The organism is Xanthomonas chitinilytica, assembly GCF_026107455.2.
Classification (GTDB): Bacteria; Pseudomonadota; Gammaproteobacteria; order Xanthomonadales; family Xanthomonadaceae; genus Stenotrophomonas; species Stenotrophomonas chitinilytica.
Genome location: NZ_JAPCHY010000010.1, coordinates 91,935 through 107,622 on the forward strand (window position 1 = coordinate 91,935; position 15,688 = coordinate 107,622).

Genomic DNA, 15,688 nt, shown 5'->3' on the forward strand with positions numbered 1-15,688 from the left:
TGCCATGGCCGCCAGCCCTGCCAGGTTGCGCACTGCAGCGAAGTCGCCGACGACCATCGGAGACCGGCATCGCCGCCGCCGTCTTTCCCGCACGGTCACGCCGTGGTCGGCATCCTCCCGGTCCGAGCGGAGGAATGGCGATGGACCCGAGCGAGAAGCGGAAGATGCCGCCCGGCCAGCCGCACGACCCGGGCGATGCGCAGCTGCAGGCCGGGCAGGCGGCGGCGACGGCGTGGATGGTGCGCTACAGCGCGGCGTTGGCCGAGCCGCCGGCGATGCGGCATGCGCGGCTGCGCGGACGGCCCGGCCCGGCCGGCGGCGGCGTGCTGGTACGGCTCCGTTCCACTGCGGCTGCGGCTACAACCCGCACCTGGAGGCCGGCGTGTTCCTGGACTTCGACTGCGTGGTCCGGGACGCGGCCGAGGTCCGCATCGGCGCCGGCACCGGGCTCGGGCCGGCGATACGGAACCACGCGGCCGACCATCCGCGCGATGCGGCCGGCCGCGCCGGTAGGCTGGAGTTGGGGCGGCCGGTGCGGATCGGGCGCGGCGTCTGGATCGGAGGCGGTGCCGCCGTCCTGCCGGGCGTCACCATCGGCGCCGGCACGGTGGTCGGCAACCCGGCGCGGCCATGCGCCCGCCATGCCGACGTCGCCGGCAATTGATCTGGCTCAAGGCGCGGCCGTCCGCACCGGTGTGTCATGGTAATCATCCCGCGAACGCGGGCAGTCCAGGAGCAACGACATGTACAAGCGCATTCTGATCGCCACCGACGGTTCCGAGCTCTCCGCCAAGGGCCTGAGCAAGGGCCTGGAACTGGCCCAGGGCCTGGGAGCCGAAGTCGATATCGTCACCGTGTCCGAACCGTGGGCCGTGGGCATGTACGACGCCATGGGCTGGAGCGTCGGCTACGAGACCAGCCCGGAGTACAAGCAGGACCGCGAGGATGCCGCGCAGAAGATCCTGCAGCCGGCGCTGGAGGCCGCGGCCGCGGCCGGGGTGAAGGCGACCCCGCGGCACGTGCTGGACCGCTACGCGGCCGACGGCATCATCGATACCGCGGCCGAGTGCCAGAGCGACCTGATCGTGATGACCTCGCATGGCCGCCGCGGCGTGAGCCGGGTGCTGCTGGGCAGCCAGACCACGGAAGTGCTGGCGCGCAGCACGGTGCCGGTGCTGGTGATCCGCTGAGCGCCGGCGCGGTCCCGGCCGAGCGGGGGCGGCACGGTGGGGGCGGCTGCCGGGCCGCCCGCGCGCGCACCGGCCTTCAGTTGCGCAGCTTGAGCGTCTGCGATTCGTCCAGCGTGCCGTCGCTCTGGACCACGACGTAGCGGGGGCTGGCACGTTCGAACAGCACCGGGACCGGGTCGCGGAACAGCGGCCTGCGGACGAACCTCAGCTGCCAGCCGAAGAACTCCAGGGTTTCCACGGCCTGTCGTTGTTGCGGGGTGAGCCCTTCGTGCAGGCTCGCGGGAGTGTGGAGGGTACGGCGTTCCGGCGTGTTCATCGGGAGGGGGAGGACGGCAATGACCTCTCCCGTGCAAGCAAGGAGCGTTCCGTTCCGGCCGGTACGCGGGGGAGTGGGAGTGGCGGCGACGCCTTGTCGCCGCTGCCGCTTACCAGCTGTACAGCTTCCAGTACACCGGCGACACCTTGTCCTTGTCGTTGTCCATGCGGCCGTCGCCGTTGCGGTCGTAGATGTAGTACGGCGCGCCGCGCAGCGGCGTCACCTTGACCATGCGCAGCTGGCCGCTGACGCGGTATTCCTCGACCGTGTCGCCGTTGTCCAGGGTGCGGCTGGCGACCTCGGCGCCGGTCACGTCCACGGGCGCGTCGGCAAGGCCGCCACTGCTGGCGCAGCCAGCCAGGGCGAGCAGGGAAACCAGCATCAGGTTCTTCATCGACGGCATTCCTTTCGGGGGTTCCTGCACGATTATGCCCCCGGCGCAGGCCGCGCGAGTGCGGACGCGTAGAATCGCCGCATGAGCAGACTAGTCCTGATTGACGGTTCCAGTTACCTGTACCGCGCCTTCCACGCGCTTCCACCATTGAGCAACGCCGCCGGCGAACCCACCGGCGCGCTGTTCGGCGTGGTCAACATGCTGCGCGCGACGCTGAAGGAGAAGCCGGAATACGTCGCCTTCGTGGTCGACGCACCGGGCAAGACCTTCCGCGACGAGCTGTATGCCGAGTACAAGGCCAACCGGCCGCCGATGCCGGACGAGCTGCGCTCGCAGGTCGAGCCGATGTGCCGGATCGTCGAGGCGCTGGGCATCACCATCCTGCGCGTGCCCGGGGTGGAGGCCGACGACGTGATCGGCACGCTGGCGCTGCGCGGGGCGGACGAGCAGCTGGACGTCACCATCTCCACCAGCGACAAGGACTTCGCCCAGCTGGTGCGGCCCGGGGTGCAGCTGGTCAACACCATGACCGGCAGCCGTACCGACTCCGATGCCGCGGTGATCGAGAAGTTCGGCGTGCGCGCCGGACAGATCGTCGATTACCTGGCGCTGATGGGCGATGCCGTGGACAACGTGCCCGGCGTGGAGAAGTGCGGGCCCAAGACCGCCGCCAAGTGGCTGGCCGAGTACGGCTCGCTCGACGGGGTGATGGCCGCGGCGGAAGCGATGAAGGGCAAGATCGGCGAGAACCTGCGCGCCGCATTGCCGCGGCTGCCGCTCAACCGCGAGCTGGTGACGATCCGCACCGATGTGGAGCTGGAGCAGGGACCACGCAGCCTGGTGCTGCGCGAACGCGACGCCGACACGCTGCGCGAGCTGTACCAGCGCTACGGCTTCACCCAGGCGCTGCGCGAACTGGACGGCGGCGCGCCGGCGGTCCCGGCGGGGGGCGAATCCCCGGCCAGCCTGCGCGGCACCGCCGCCGGCTATGCCAAGGCCGCCGTGCCGGCCGGGGAAGCGCCGGAGGCGGCGCTGTCCGCCAGGGGCGAGTACCAGACGGTACTGGACGGCGAGCAGTTGCAGGCATGGATACAGCGTCTGCGCGCGGCCGACGAGTTCGCGTTCGATACCGAGACCGACGCGCTCGATGCGATGCGCGCCAACCTGGTGGGCGTGAGCCTGGCGGTGGAGCCGGGCAAGGCCGCCTACATTCCGGTCGGCCACGACTATCCGGGCGCCCCCAGCCAGCTGCCGCGCGGGCAGGTGCTCGACGCGCTGCGACCGCTGCTGGAGGACCCGGGCCGGAAGAAGCTGGGCCAGCACGGCAAGTACGACCTGCACGTGCTGCGCCGCCACGGCGTGGAGGTTCGCGGCTACCACGACGACACCATGCTCGAGAGCTTCGTGCTCAATTCCACCGCCAGCCGCCACGACATGGATTCGCTGGCGCAGCGCTACCTCGGCTACCAGACCATCCGGTTCGAGGACGTGGCCGGCAAGGGCGCCAAGCAGATCCCGTTCTCGCAGGTCGGCATCGACGAGGCCAGCGACTACGCCGCCGAGGATGCCGACATCACCCTGCGCCTGCACCGCGTGCTGTCGGCGCAGCTGCAGGCCGAGCCGGCGCTGGAGAAGGTCTACCGCGAGATCGAGATGCCGCTGGTGCCGGTGCTGGCGCGCATCGAGGCCAACGGCGTTTCCATCGACAGCGTCGAACTGAAGCGGCAGAGCGCGGACCTGTCCGCGCGCATGCTGGCCGCGCAGCAGAAGGCCACCGCGCTGGCCGGTCGCACCTTCAATCTGGACTCGCCCAAGCAGCTGCAGGCGGTGCTGTTCGACGAACTGGGCCTGCCGGCGCTGGTGAAGACGCCCAAGGGCCAGCCTTCCACCAACGAGGAGGCGCTGGAGGCGATCGCCGACCAGCACGAACTGCCGCGGGTGATCCTCGAGTACCGCGGGCTGGCCAAGCTGCGCAGCACCTACACCGACAAGCTGCCGGAGATGGTCAATCCCGACACCGGCCGCGTGCACACCAGCTACCACCAGTCCGGCGCCGCCACCGGCCGCCTGTCCTCGTCCGATCCGAACCTGCAGAACATCCCGATCCGCACCGACGACGGCCGCCGCATCCGCAAGGCGTTCGTCGCCCCGGCGGGACGCAAGCTGATGGCCTGCGACTACTCGCAGATCGAGCTGCGGATCATGGCCCACCTGTCCGAGGATCCGGGCCTGATCGGCGCCTTCGAGCAGGGCCTGGACGTGCACCGCGCCACCGCCGCCGAGGTGTTCGGTCGCAGCCTGGAGGAGGTGACGTCCAACGAGCGCCGCGCCGCCAAGGCGATCAACTTCGGCCTGATGTACGGCATGAGCGCGTTCGGACTGGCGAAGAACCTGGGCATCGATCGCGGCCAGGCGCAGGATTACGTGTCGCTGTACTTCAGCCGCTACCCGGCGGTGCGCGACTTCATGGAGCGCATGCGCGTTCAGGCGCGTGAACAGGGCTATGTGGAAACCCTGTTCGGCCGCAGGCTGTACCTGAACGACATCCACGCCCGCAACCAGGGCCTGCGTGCCGGCGCCGAGCGCGCGGCGATCAACGCGCCGATGCAGGGCTCGGCGGCGGACATCATCAAGCGCGCCATGGTCAGCGTGGACGACTGGCTGTGCGGACACCGCGAGCGCGCGCTGATGATCCTGCAGGTGCACGACGAACTGGTGTTCGAGGCCGACGCCGATTTCGTCGACACCCTGCGCGACGAAGTGGTGGCGCGGATGTCGGCGGCGGCGACGCTGCGGGTGCCGCTGGTGGTGGATACCGGGGTGGGGGATAACTGGGACGAAGCGCACTGATCCTGGCCCTTCACTCCACCGGCGCGTGGCGACGCGGCAGGCGTGAACGCTGTGGGGGTGCGGCTGCATGGCGCGGGACGAAGCGCACTGATCCCGGCCCTTCACTCCACCGGCGCGTGGCGACGCGGCAGGCGTGGACGCTGTGGGGGTGCGGCTGCATGGCGCGGGACGAAGCGCACTGATCCTGGCCCTTCACTCCACCGGCGCGTGGCGACGCGGCAGGCGTGGACGCTGTGGGATGCGGCGGCGCGGCGCGGGACGAAGCGCACCGATCCTGGCCATTCACTCTCCGGCGGGCTGACACCGGTTATTCACGTCCGGTGTGCAGGATGGATGCACCGGCGAAGGATCGATGCGGCGCACCGGGTGCATGGACGCACGCTGTTCACGTTTGCGAGGCGATTCGCGTCCCTGCGCCGAAAACAGGCCGGCCGGCGTCCAAACACAGGGTTCGCGAGCACGGATGGAATGGTGTATTGCGTTGCGCGCGTTCATCCATCAAGTGCGCATCACGGGAATGAATCCGTCCTTAATCGAACGTTCCGGCGTTGCGATTCTTCACGAACTATCAATGTGCGGAGTGGTCATATAGCTCGCGACAGGCGCAATACCTGTCGTGGATCTCTCCCATCCCCTGGAGCAGATCTCGGAGCGGAAACTCCTCCCCAAGTTTCCGTTCCCCGGCCCCGCCGACCTCCCCCTGGTCGGTGGGGCTTTTTTATGGCCGTTCGTCCGTCTGCGGGAGAAGCGCATCCCGGGGCTGCCCGAAAAGCTCGCGGCCATCGCGCGGCATTGATCCCGGCCGCGCCAGCATGGGCTACCGTCGGTGCGGGGGAATGACGATGTCGGACCTGTTCGATCTGGCGATGCCCTGGTGGGAGTTCGTACTGCGGGCGATCGTGGTGTACGTGCTGGTGCTGGGGATGGTGCGCATGTCGGGCAAGCGCGCGCTGGGCCAGTTCACGCCCTTCGATGTGTTGCTGATCGTGCTGCTGGGCAACGCCGTGCAGAACGCGTTGCTGGGCAAGGACACCTCGCTGGGCGGCGGGCTGCTGCTGGCCGCCACGCTGGTGGTGCTGAACTACGCGGTTGGCTGGGTCAGTTCCCGCAGCCTTGCGGTGGAACGGCTGGTGGAAGGCGAGCCGGTGCTGATCGCGCGCCATGGCGAGCTGCTGGAGTCGGTGCTCAGGCAGGAACTGGTGACCCGTGCCGATTTCGATGTGGCGATGCGCCAGCAGGGTTGCCGCGACATCGCCGAGGTGGAGCTGGCGCTGCTGGAGACCAACGGGCACATCACCATCGTCCAGCGCGGGAAATGAACGGGCCGGCTCAATCCAGCCAGTCGCGCGGCACCAGGTAGTCGGCCAGCCGCGCCTCGGCGCTGCCGGCCTCGGGCTGGAAGCCGTATTCCCAGCGCGCCCGCGGCGGCAGGCTCATCAGGATGCTCTCGCTGCGGCCGCCGCTCTGCAGGCCGAACAGGGTGCCGCGGTCGTAGACCAGGTTGAACTCGACGTAGCGGCCGCGCCGGTAGAGCTGGAACTCGCGTTCGCGCTCGCCGTACGGGGTGTCCTTGCGGCGTTCGACGATCGGCAGGTAGGCATCGAGGAAACCGTCGCCGACCGCGCGCAGGTAGGCGAAGTCGCGCTCGAAGTCGTCGTGCAGGTCGTCGAAGAACAGCCCGCCGACGCCGCGGGTCTCGTTGCGGTGGCGCAGGAAGAAGTAGTCGTCGCACCAGCGCTTGTGCGCCGGGTAGCGTTCGGCGCCGAACGGCGCGCACAGCTCGCGGGCGACCCGGTGCCAGTGGCGCACGTCCTCGTCGAACGGATAGAACGGGGTCAGGTCGAAGCCGCCGCCGAACCACGAGGCCACGTGTTCGCCGTCGCGCTCGGCGCGGAAGTAGCGCACGTTGGCGTGGGTGGTGGGCAGGTACGGGTTGCGCGGGTGGAACACCAGCGACACGCCGGTGGCGCGCCACGAGGCCCCGGCCAGCTCCGGGCGGTTGGCCGACGCCGAGGGCGGCAAGCGGGTGCCGGCCACGTCGGAGAAGCCGATGCCGGCCTGCTCGAACACCGTGCCCTCGCGCAGCACGCGGGTGCGGCCGCCGCCGCCCAGGGACGGGCCAGCGCCGTGGGAGGCCGGGTCCCGGGAATGACCGCCGCCGTCGCCGCGCTGCCAGCAGTCCTCGGCGAAGCGGGCGCTGCCGTCGGCCTGCTCGATGGCGGTGCAGATACGGTCCTGCAGGTCGGTCAGCCAGGTGCGGACCCGTTCGAATTCGTTCATGCCGGTACTTTAGCGCAGGCCCTGGCCGGGACCTGCGCCGTCGCGCTATTTGCCGAACTTGCCCTGCGGATGCGGGGCGGTCGCTTCGCCGTCGTCGCCGTCGTCGTGTCCGCCGGCTTCAAGGGCGTCGGCGGCCTGTTGCAGCCCGGCGCCCAGCGCCAGCAGCGCCCAGTTGCTGGTGGCGTGTACGTCGCAGGCGACGTGGGTGTGCGCGCCGTCGCCCAGGCAGATCCGTTGCAGGGTTTCGGGGATGGTGTCGTCGCCGGTGTTGCCGAAGACCCCGCGCAGGTTCTCGCAGCCGGCGCGCACGCCGGCCTCGCACAGCTTGCGGTAGTACGGCGCGGCGCCGGACCAGTCGCCGGTCAGCGCCTTGTGGTGGCCCAGGGCATTGCAGCCCTGCAGCTTGCCGGCCGCGCAGCAGGCTTCGGCGCCGCCGGGGGTGCCCACCGCGGGGCAGTCCTGCGGCAGCGGCCGCTCCACGTAGACGACCGGCGCGGCGCAGCGGTCGGCGCCGCCCTGGCGCTGGTACAGGGCATAGCGGTTCCAGTTGTCCAGGCCGAGCAGGCGCTGGCCGTCGAGCACCTGAAACACGAAATCGCCCCCCTTGTCGTGGCGGATGCGGACCTGGCCGTCTTCCAGCCGTGCCCGCAACTGGCCGCCGAAGGGCACCACGACCAGGCCATGGTCGCCGAACGACAGGCTGTCCATCAGGCCGACCGCGGCCCGGTAGTCGCCGCAGGGCAGGGCCGCGGCCGGGGCGGCGGTGGCATCGGCCGGGCGCAGGCCGGCCAGCGCGGCGGCCTTGCCGCAGGCACCGGGGTCCAGGCCGGGCGAGCAGGCCAGCTGCAACGCCTCGCGCGCCTGCAGGTACTGGCCGGCGTTCCAGTGCTCGTCGGCCACCTTGGTGCAGAAATCGCCGTCGGGATGCGCGCGGCACAGCTGCATCAGGTCCTGCAGCGATGCGGCTGGCAGCCGCGGGCCGGCGTGGTCGACGCCCAGCAGCGACCGGGCCATGGCCTTGGCCAGCGCCTCATGGGCGGCGGTGCGGCACGCGCTCTCGTCGAACAGCGGCGAATCCTGCTTGCAGACATCCGGTTCGACCAGGTCGGGGTCGCCTGCGGTCGCGGCCTCGCGCGCCTGTTCGCGGTAGCGCTCCAGCAGCCGCGAACAGGCGAACGGCAGGTCCTCCCGGCACCATTGCCGCAGCTGGCGGTCGTCGGCGTCGTAGGTCCGGGCGATGCAGGCGTCGATGTCGGCGCGGCAGCTGCCGGCCGGGGCCGGAGCGGGTGCCTTGCAGGCGGCCGCTTCGGCCAGCGCGTATCCGCTGTAGCCGCCTTCGATGCGCTGGCCGTCGTCGCTGAGCGTGTACTGGTCGGCATGGCCCAGCGACAGGTCGACCACGTCCAGGGTCGTTCCGCGTTGGCGGACCAGGTAGCGCGTCGGCGGCATGGCGTCGCTGAGGCGGGTAGCCTCGGCCGGACTGTCGACGAGCAGGCGCGCGCTGCCGTCTTCGCTGCGGTAGGTGCCGCAGCGCAGTTCGGCGGCGGCCAGCGGCGCCGCCGTCGTCAGCAGCAGGGCCAGCAGCGCGGCGCGGCGGCCGATGCGGAAGCGGGAAAAACGGGCGGGCATCGACAGGCCGCCGCCAGGTGCGGAAGAAGCGTTGGATCGGGTCATCCGCGCATTCTAGGATGCGCGGCCGACGGGGTCAGCGCCGGAACTGCTCGCGTATGTCTTCCCGCTTGAAGCGGATCACCAGCCAGCCGTGCAGGACGGCGAACGCCAGCGAGGTGAGGCCGCCGGTGATCAGGCTGGTCCAGCGGCTGATCTGCAATTGCGCCCACAGCTCGCGCCCCTCGACCGAGTCGAATATTTCGGCGGGGAACATGTCGGCCAGGCCGGAGAACATGGCGTCGATCAGCGGCAGGCAGGCGAAGTTGGCCACCGCCACCAGCACCAGGAACGCGATGAAGCCGAGCCGCGCCCATTCGTGCCGCGCCAGCAGGCCCCACGACACCGCCAGGAACGCCAGCGAGAACAGCAGCATCAGCACGCCCAGGGCGACGGCGTGGTCCAGCAGCCATTGCAGGCCGGCGGGGGGCGCAAGGCCGCGCACGCTCAGCCAGTGGCCGATGTCGGCCAGCCCCAGCGCGCCGACCAGCGCCAGCTGCAGCACGCTGTACAGCACCGAGAGCACCGCCATCACCAGCGCCAGCTTGGCGGTGACGTCGACGAAGGAACGGGCCTTGGAACGTGGCTGGCCGGTGCCGGGCAGGGGCGGGAGGTTCACGCGATCGTCCGTGTCCATGCGGGAAGGGGCCGCACTATCGCCCGATCCGCGCCGTTTGCCCAGCGCCGGCGAGCACGGCGCGCGCCGCCGGCAGGATGTGGCCGGCGCTCAGCGGCGCCAGCGCCACGCCATGCGGCGGCTGCAACGGAATCCAGGCCAGTTCGGCGATTTCCGCCTGCGTGGCCGGAACGCCTTCGATCTCGACCAGGAACGCTTCGCCCTGCACCTGGCGCCCCGGCTCGTTGACCGCCTCGGCCTGGAACCGGCCCAGCGGCCGCGCGCTGCCGGCCACGACAGCCACGCCCAGCTCCTCGTGCAGCTCGCGCGCCAGCGTGGCCAGCGTGTCCTCGCCCGGTTCGCGCTTGCCGCCGGGTTGGATGAAGGTGTCCGAGCCGTGCTTGCGCACCACCAGCACGCGGCCGGCGGCGTCGAGGATCACGGCGACGACGATGCGGATGGCGGGAGGCATGCGGGTCCTTGCGGCTGGCGCCCTGTCTGCCTGTCCGTAGGAGCGACGTCAGTCGCGACCGGGCTTTACCGGTGAAGCCACATCGCGACTGACGTCGCTCCTACAAGGGCCTGCAGGGATGGAGGGAAGAGGGCGGCCAGTGGCCGCCCTCCGCTCACTTCAGGTTTTCCTCGAACAGCTTGAGGATGCGCTTGTACTGGTCCAGCCAGGAATCGGCGCGGACGTAGCCGTGGCGTTCCAGCGGGTACGGGGCGATGGTCCAGTTGTCCTTGTGCAGTTCGATCAGGCGCTGGGTGAGGTTGATCGAATCCTGGAAGAACACGTTGTCGTCCATCATCCCGTGGGCGATCAGCAGGTGGTCCTGCAGGCCTTCGGCGTACTCGATCGGCGAGGATTTGCGGTAGGCCTCCGGATCGATGTCCGGGGTGTTGAGGATGTTGCTGGTGTAGCCGTGGTTGTACTGGTGCCAGTCCACCACCGGCCGCAGCGCGGCGCCGGCCTTGAACGTACCCGGCGCACGGAACAGCGCCATGAAGGTCATGAAGCCGCCGTAGGAGCCGCCGTAGATGCCGGCGCGGTCGCGATCGCCCTGCCTGGTCTGGGCCAGCCAGTCCAGGCCGTCCAGGTAGTCCTCCAGTTCCGGATGGCCCATGTTGCGGTAGATGGCGGTGCGCCAGTCGCGGCCGTAGCCCTCGCTGCCGCGGTAGTCCATGTCCAGCACGATGTAGCCCTGCTGCACCAGCAGGTTGTGGAACATCTGCTCGCGGAAATAGGCCGGGTAGCGCTGGTGCACGTTCTGCAGGTAGCCGGCGCCGTGCACGAACATGGCGATCGGGTACTTTTTGCCCGGCTCCAGCGTCTGCGGCCCGTAGTACTTGGCCCAGACATGGCCGGCGCCGTGCCTGGACGGCACCTGCACCAGCTGCGGCTGGATCCACTCGCGCGCCTTGAACTCGGCGCTGCGGGTGTCGGTCAGCACCCGTGCCTGGCCGCCGGCGGCCGGCACCACCGCCAGCTGCGGCGGCAGGTAGGACGCCGAGTAGCGCACCAGCAACTGGCCGCCGTCGGGCGAGAGCGAGAAATCTTCCACGCCATCGAGGCTGGTCAATTCCTTCACCTGGCGGCTGCCGGTGTCCACCGTGCAGACCTCGTAGTCGTGCGGGGCCTGCGGGTTGCACAGGAAGTAGAAGCCGCGGCCGTCGGCGGTCTGCACCGGCATCGAGGCTTCCCAGCGGCCGCCGGTCAACGCCTGCGGCTTGCCGCCGCCCTGCTGGGTGTACAGGTGCGAGAAGCCCGATTCCTCGGACAGCAGCCACAGCGTGCGGCCGTCGCCCATCCAGCCGAAGTCGTTGAAGCCCCAGTTGATCCAGGCGTTGTCGGTCAGGCGGTGGCGGGTTTCCAGCTTGGCGCTGGCCGGGCTGACGCTGGCGATCCAGCGGTCCTTGTTGTCGTTGGCGCGGAGCATGATCGCGGCCTGGCTGCCGTCATCGCTCCAGCGGATTCCGGAGTTGCCCCTGCCGCGCAGCACCTGCAGCGGACGATTGCCCTTGAGCGCGTCCTTGCCGGCGGCCTTGCGCAGCGCCGCCAGCGGATCGTTGGCGATGCCCGGCAGGCCGTCCAGCGACAGCGGCTTGAGCGTGCCGGTGGCCGCGTCCACCAGCCACAGGGCATGCGGCTCGGGATTGTTGCGGCCGACGCGGGTACGGGTGTCCTCGGCCTCCTCGTAGCCGGACTCGGTCACGTACAGCGGCATCTTGCCGCCGCGGCCTTCGTCGAAGCCCTTCGGCTTGGTCACCACGATCAGGTGGCGGGCATCGGGCGAGAGCACGCTGTCGACGATCTCCACGTCCGCGCCCAGGTAGATCGGGCCCGGCGCACGGGTGGCGTCGGCGCGGCGCCAGCTTTCCTCCTGCGCCTTCAGCGCTTCGCGCTGGGCGCGGTCGCGGCGCAGGGTCTCCAGCGTGCGCAGCTGCTGCTCGCGCAGCACATCGGCCTTGGGCGGCTCGTCGGGGTTCTTTTCCGCCTTCAGGGTGGCGACCTGGGTGGCGCCGGCGGCGGCGGTCCAGTGGAACCAGTTGTGGCCGATGCGCCAGATCACCCCGCCATCGTTGGCGAAGCCGGGCGCGCTGGCGCGCTCGCTGCTGCGGGTCAGCTGGGTCAGCGCCCCGCTGCGCAGGTCGCGCACGAACACGTCGCCGTTGCGCACGAAGACCGTGCGCTGGCGGTTGCGGTCGTAGACCGGGTTGGCCACGTCCAACGTGCCGCGCTGGTCGTCGGCCACCTGCTGCGCCGCGCCGCCGGCGAGCGGCTGGCGGAAGGTGTCGCGCACCGGGCTGCCGTTGCGCTTGAGCTGATACTCCACCTGCTGGCTGTTCCACGACCACCAGGCGCTTTCGACCGGCGGCCCGATCCAGTCCGGATCGGCCATGGCCTGTTCGATGGTGATCGGGGTCGGTGCGGCGTGGACACCGCCGGCGGCGGCGAGCAGCAGCAGGGACAGGGGCAGCAGTCTGGGCATTGCGGGCGGCACCAATGAGGAAAACCCGGCAAGCCTAACAGTCCCTTCACGGCCGGGGCTGGGCCACAGGTCATGGCGCGCCGGTTCGGCGCCGGCGGTTTCCGGCGGCTGTCGCCGCAAGCTCGCGGCGGGAGCTCAGCCGTGCAGGCTCTCGATCTCGACCAGCAGCTCGGCGCGGCAGACCTCGGCGTGCAGCACCAGGAACGGCGGCACCGGCGCCGGCAGCGCCCGCATCTGCGCGGCGACGGCGTCCATGTCCTCGGCGCGGCGCACGTACACCTTGAACAGCGAGCCGGCGCCCGGCACCGGCGCCAGCGCCGGCCGCTGCAGGCGCGCGGCGTCGACCAGGCTCTGCAGGTTGGTCAGGGTCTCGCGCAGCTGGTCCGGCAACGCCCCGGGATGCTGCGAGACGTGGCCGACGATGGCGGCGGTGCCCGATTGCAGCAGTGGCAGGCCGGTGGCCGGCGGCGGCAGCAGCGCGCGCGAGAAGCTCGGCGACTGCGGGCCGTACTGGCGCGGGTAGCGGTAGGCGCTGACCTGCCGCGGGTTCTCCAGCGGCCGTCCGGCATGGCGGCCGGACAGCCAGTACACCTGGAGCCGGCGCACGCCGTCGTAGCGGCCGATGCAGGTGGCCGCCGGCAGGCTGGCCTCGTCCAGCGTGCCCATCCCGCGCACCCGGCCCACGCAGAAGCGGCGATAGCGCTCCTGGTCGCCCTGGCCCTCGGTGATGGCGTCGAGGTAGTTCCAGGTGCGCAGCAGGTGCGGATAGCCGCAGCCGCCGAGGAACCGCCCCAGCCGCGCGTAGGCCTGCTCGGCCGCGGCTTCGATGCCGCCGTCGGCCTCGTCGATCTCCAGTGCGCCGAACAGCACTTCGCCGTCCTCGGCCCAGGCCAGGCCGTCGTCGCGGCCGTGGCGCACCGGGCGCGGACTGCGCCAGACCTCCAGCATCGCCGGGCCATGGGCCTGCAGCGGAATCCGCAGGAAACGCGGATCGTCGCCCGCCGGCTCCGGCGTGCCGGCGAAACCGAATACCGCCAGCACCTGCGGGTCGGCCAGCACCTGGTCCAGCGTGCCGGCCCCGGCATAGCCCAGGTCGAAACGGGGAACGGGGGGGGTGGGATCGGCGGCGGGCGGCGCGGCATTCGCCAGCGGGAAGCTCATTGCAGGGGACGGCAGTGTGAGTTGCGAGGCCGCCATGATAGCGTGCGCGACTTTGGTGGCCTGGCTCCCGGCAACTGCATGAATGCGGCGGGGGCGGCCCGCGGGTCGTGGCTCCGGTCCGCCGGAGGGGGGCGTTCATGTATTGCTGGCAGGAAGGATGATCGAGTTTTCGGTAACGGATTGGGCGGCGTGGGCACCGGGACTGGTGCAGCGCGAGGACTGGCAGGCATGGGCGCGGCAGCCGTTCCTGCCCAGCGGCGAGGACACCCCGGCGCTGGGCGAGGTGCCGGCGATGCAGCGGCGGCGGATCGAGCGGCTGGGGCGCATGGCGATCCAGGCGGCCTGCTGGTGCGAGGCCGAGACCGATGGCGACCGCGTGCCGCTGGTGTTCGCCTCGCGGCACGGCGATGTCGTCCGTTCGATCGAGCTGCTCAACAGCCTGTCCGACGATGCCGCGCTGTCGCCGACCGCGTTCGGGCTGTCGGTGCACAACGCGGTGGCCGCGCTGTATTCGATCGTGCGCGGCAAGCGCGGCAACTACCTGGCGCTGGCGGCGGGCAAGGCCACCGTCGAGGCGGCCTGCCTGGAGGCCTACGGCCTGCTGGCCGATGGCGCTCCGGAGGTGCTGGTGGTCGGCTACGAATCGCCGCTGCCGGAGGTGTATGCCGGATTCCGCGACGAGCCGGACCCGTTCTTCGCCTGGTGCTGGCGGATCGCCGCGGCCGGGCCGGCGGGGGCGCGGCTGTCGCTGGCCTGGGGCGAGGCCGGCGCCGCCGGCGACAGCGCCGCGGGGCTGCTGCCGCACGGCCTGGACGTGCATCGCTTCCTGCTGTCGGGCGAGCCGCGGCTGGAATTCGCCGACCGCGACCAGCAGTGGACCTGGCGCCGCCATGGCTAGACGGCTGTACCAGCGCATGGATCATGCCTGGCGGGTGCTGGGCACCGGCCTGAGCTTCCTGGCGTTCGGCCTCGGCGGGCTGCTGCTGGGCGGGCTGCTGTTCCCGCTGCTGCTGCTGATCGGCGACCCGCAGCGGCGGCGGCGCATCGCGCGGCGGCTGGTGCAGCTCAGCTTCGCCACCCATGTCGGGATCATGCACCGGCTGGGCGTGCTGACCTACGAGATCCGCGGCCGCGAGCGGCTGCGGCGCGACGGCCTGCTGGTGCTGGCCAACCACCCGACCCTGATCGACGTGGTGTTCCTGGTGTCGCTGCTGCCCAACGCCGACTGCGTGGTCAAGCGCGCGGTGGCCTGCAACCCGTTCATGCGCGGCCCGGTGCGCGCGGCCGGCTACGTCTCCAACGACGACGGCGCCGGCCTGGTCGACGACTGCATCGCCGCGGTGCGTGCCGGCGGCAACCTGGTGATCTTCCCCGAGGGCACCCGCAGCGTGCCCGGACAGCCGCCGCGGCTGCAGCGCGGGGCCGCCAACATCGCCGTGCGCGGACGGCTGGACATCACCCCGGTACGCATCACCTGCACCCCACCCACGCTGAACAAAGGCCAAAAATGGTATCGTGTACCGTCACGGCGCTTTCATGTTCTGGTAGACATCGGGGAAGACCTCCCGATCTCGTCTTTTCTGAATGGGGCTGGCGATACGCCAAGAGGGGAAGCCTTGGCCGCCAGGCGTCTGACCGACTACCTTGCCCAATATTTCGATTTCGCCGGAGAGACCACGCGTGCAGGCACTTGAGCACGAGATCAAGGAATTGATCATTTCATCGCTTTCACTGGAAGACATCACGCCTGCGGACATCGATCCGGCGGCCCCGCTGTTCGTGGAGGGGCTGGGGCTGGATTCGATCGACGCGCTCGAACTGGGCCTGGCGCTGCAGAAGCGCTACGGGGTGAGCCTGTCGGCGGACTCGGACGAGACCCGTCGGCATTTCTCCAGCGTGCGCGCGCTGAGCGAATTCGTCGCCTCGCGCAGGCAGCCGTGATGGCTTCGGCAGGAACTTCAGCAATGACCAAGAACGAACTTTTCGAGCGGATCGTGAAGATCCTGCATGACAGCTTCGAGATCGACCCGGCCCGGATCACGCCCGAGGCGCGGCTGTACGACGACCTGGACATCGACAGCATCGACGCGGTCGACCTGATCGTGCAGCTCAAGCCGTTGCTGGGCCGCAGCCTGAAGCCGGAAGCCTTCAAGTCGGTGCGTACGGTGCAGGACATCGTCGACGTGCTGCATGGCCTGATCCGCGACCAGGCTGCCTGAGGCA

Annotated in this window: 17 protein-coding genes; 9 read left to right on the top strand and 8 right to left on the bottom strand. The window is 70.5% G+C overall.

Annotated elements, in window-relative coordinates:
• Positions 1-382: 382 nt before the first annotated feature.
• Positions 383-664 (top strand): LbetaH domain-containing protein, encoded by a 282-nt coding sequence (locus OK345_RS12215; protein ID WP_265155102.1) that lies wholly within the window; start codon positions 383-385, stop codon positions 662-664.
• Between the two features lie 79 nt (positions 665-743).
• Positions 744-1,190 (top strand): universal stress protein, encoded by a 447-nt coding sequence (locus OK345_RS12220; protein ID WP_265128258.1) that lies wholly within the window; start codon positions 744-746, stop codon positions 1,188-1,190.
• A 76-nt stretch (positions 1,191-1,266) separates the two neighbouring features.
• On the opposite strand, the gene OK345_RS12225 is transcribed toward OK345_RS12220, so the two are convergent.
• Positions 1,267-1,428 (bottom strand): hypothetical protein, encoded by a 162-nt coding sequence (locus tag OK345_RS12225; protein WP_265128259.1) that lies wholly within the window; start codon positions 1,426-1,428, stop codon positions 1,267-1,269.
• A 187-nt stretch (positions 1,429-1,615) separates the two neighbouring features.
• On the bottom strand, positions 1,616-1,900 hold the full coding sequence (locus OK345_RS12230; protein ID WP_265128260.1) for a DUF2782 domain-containing protein: 285 nt from the start codon (positions 1,898-1,900) through the stop codon (positions 1,616-1,618).
• An 81-nt stretch (positions 1,901-1,981) separates the two neighbouring features.
• On the opposite strand from OK345_RS12230, the gene polA reads away from it, so the two are divergent.
• The 3 genes from polA to OK345_RS12245 all read left to right on the top strand — a co-directional run bounded on the left by polA (position 1,982) and on the right by OK345_RS12245 (position 6,069).
• The gene (polA, locus tag OK345_RS12235) at positions 1,982-4,750 is read left to right on the top strand and encodes a DNA polymerase I (RefSeq protein WP_265128261.1); all 2,769 of its coding nucleotides are present in this window, start codon (positions 1,982-1,984) and stop codon (positions 4,748-4,750) included.
• Positions 4,751-5,366: 616 nt separating this feature from the next.
• Positions 5,367-5,546 (top strand): hypothetical protein, encoded by a 180-nt coding sequence (locus tag OK345_RS12240; protein ID WP_265128262.1) that lies wholly within the window; start codon positions 5,367-5,369, stop codon positions 5,544-5,546.
• A gap of 46 nt (positions 5,547-5,592) precedes the next feature.
• On the top strand, positions 5,593-6,069 hold the full coding sequence (locus OK345_RS12245) for a DUF421 domain-containing protein (protein ID WP_265128263.1): 477 nt from the start codon (positions 5,593-5,595) through the stop codon (positions 6,067-6,069).
• A gap of 10 nt (positions 6,070-6,079) precedes the next feature.
• Here the strand turns inward: OK345_RS12245 and hemF are convergent, their stop codons facing one another.
• From hemF to OK345_RS12275, 6 genes are all read right to left on the bottom strand, one after another.
• Entirely contained in the window at positions 6,080-7,030 is a 951-nt protein-coding gene (gene hemF, locus OK345_RS12250) for an oxygen-dependent coproporphyrinogen oxidase (protein WP_265128264.1), read from the bottom strand.
• A 45-nt stretch (positions 7,031-7,075) separates the two neighbouring features.
• Positions 7,076-8,704, bottom strand: a complete 1,629-nt coding sequence (locus tag OK345_RS12255) for a hypothetical protein (RefSeq protein ID WP_265128265.1) — start codon at positions 8,702-8,704, stop codon at positions 7,076-7,078.
• A 31-nt stretch (positions 8,705-8,735) separates the two neighbouring features.
• A complete protein-coding gene (locus OK345_RS12260) occupies positions 8,736-9,317 on the bottom strand; it encodes a hypothetical protein (RefSeq protein ID WP_265128266.1) in 582 nt (193 codons plus the stop codon).
• Between the two features lie 34 nt (positions 9,318-9,351).
• On the bottom strand, positions 9,352-9,786 hold the full coding sequence (locus OK345_RS12265) for an NUDIX hydrolase (protein ID WP_265128267.1): 435 nt from the start codon (positions 9,784-9,786) through the stop codon (positions 9,352-9,354).
• 154 nt (positions 9,787-9,940) lie between these two features.
• On the bottom strand, positions 9,941-12,304 hold the full coding sequence (locus tag OK345_RS12270) for a S9 family peptidase (protein ID WP_265128268.1): 2,364 nt from the start codon (positions 12,302-12,304) through the stop codon (positions 9,941-9,943).
• Positions 12,305-12,439: 135 nt separating this feature from the next.
• Entirely contained in the window at positions 12,440-13,465 is a 1,026-nt protein-coding gene (locus tag OK345_RS12275; protein WP_265128269.1) for a chorismate transformation FkbO/Hyg5 family protein, read from the bottom strand.
• A gap of 157 nt (positions 13,466-13,622) precedes the next feature.
• Between OK345_RS12275 and OK345_RS12280 the strand changes: the two genes are divergently transcribed.
• From OK345_RS12280 to OK345_RS12295, 4 genes are read left to right on the top strand one after another with little or no spacing between them, the layout of a single operon-like run.
• Positions 13,623-14,363: a beta-ketoacyl synthase chain length factor gene (locus tag OK345_RS12280; RefSeq protein WP_265128270.1), complete on the top strand. Its 741-nt coding sequence runs from the start codon at positions 13,623-13,625 to the stop codon at positions 14,361-14,363.
• Entirely contained in the window at positions 14,356-15,159 is an 804-nt protein-coding gene (locus OK345_RS12285; protein WP_265128271.1) for a lysophospholipid acyltransferase family protein, read from the top strand. Before OK345_RS12280 ends, OK345_RS12285 begins: the two co-directional genes overlap by 8 nt.
• Positions 15,146-15,406, top strand: a complete 261-nt coding sequence (locus tag OK345_RS12290) for a phosphopantetheine-binding protein (RefSeq protein WP_265128272.1) — start codon at positions 15,146-15,148, stop codon at positions 15,404-15,406. The genes OK345_RS12285 and OK345_RS12290 overlap by 14 nt, the downstream gene beginning before the upstream one ends.
• A 23-nt stretch (positions 15,407-15,429) precedes the next feature.
• On the top strand, positions 15,430-15,684 hold the full coding sequence (locus OK345_RS12295; RefSeq protein ID WP_265128273.1) for an acyl carrier protein: 255 nt from the start codon (positions 15,430-15,432) through the stop codon (positions 15,682-15,684).
• The last annotated feature ends 4 nt before the right edge of the window (positions 15,685-15,688 follow it).